We start from the raw sequence: 712 nt of genomic DNA on the forward strand, positions 1-712 counted from the left end.
ACGTCCTTCTTCGGCTCCTGGTGCCTAGGCATCCACCGTACGCTCTTACTAGCTTAACCTAGACTTACATATATTATCTTGCCACAGCAATAACGCCATGAACAAGGTTCGCATAACCATATAGAAGCACTTATTTGCATAAGGCACTTATACATCGCTACACGCTTGAACTTCAGCTTCGATGTGTCTTGCTTGTTTGTTCCTATCCAGTTTTCAAGGTGCAATAGATGGTATTGCTTATAATATCTAATTTGGTGGAGCCAAGCGGGATCGAACCGCTGACCTCCTGCTTGCAAGGCAGGCGCTCTCCCAGCTGAGCTATGGCCCCATATAACGTCATGAACTGACGTGAAGTATTGAGTTTTTTATAATTGTTTTTCGGATTTCCGATAATAACAACAATGGTGGGCCTTAGTGGACTCGAACCACCGACCTCACCCTTATCAGGGGTGCGCTCTAACCAGCTGAGCTAAAGGCCCTAATTAACACTTCTCGAAACAAAAAACAAACTTGGTATGTAGCCAACGAACATGCTCACATGCCAGTTTTGCTTTGTGGATGAAGTTATAATTGCTCTTCATCAAGATAATACCCGCTTGGCAGCATCCTACTCTCCCAGAACCCTGCGGTTCAAGTACCATCGGCGCTGGAGGACTTAACGGTCGTGTTCGAGATGGGTACGTGTGGTTCCCCTCCGCCATCGCCACCAAAC

The 712-nt window shown here is 46.6% G+C and carries 2 tRNA genes and 1 rRNA gene; all 3 read right to left on the bottom strand.

The annotated features are described in order from the left end of the window. Positions 1-252: 252 nt before the first annotated feature. Positions 253-328: transfer RNA gene (locus tag ACFSTH_RS00725), tRNA-Ala, on the bottom strand. 74 nt (positions 329-402) lie between these two features. Further along, a tRNA-Ile gene (locus tag ACFSTH_RS00730) sits at positions 403-479 on the bottom strand. A 115-nt stretch (positions 480-594) separates the two neighbouring features. After that, positions 595-711 (bottom strand): 5S ribosomal RNA (gene rrf, locus ACFSTH_RS00735). Between the last annotated feature and the right edge of the window lies 1 nt (position 712).

Origin of the sequence: Paenibacillus yanchengensis (assembly GCF_042684845.1) — a bacterium.
In the GTDB taxonomy this organism is placed as follows: Bacteria; Bacillota; Bacilli; order Paenibacillales; family Paenibacillaceae; genus Pristimantibacillus; species Pristimantibacillus yanchengensis.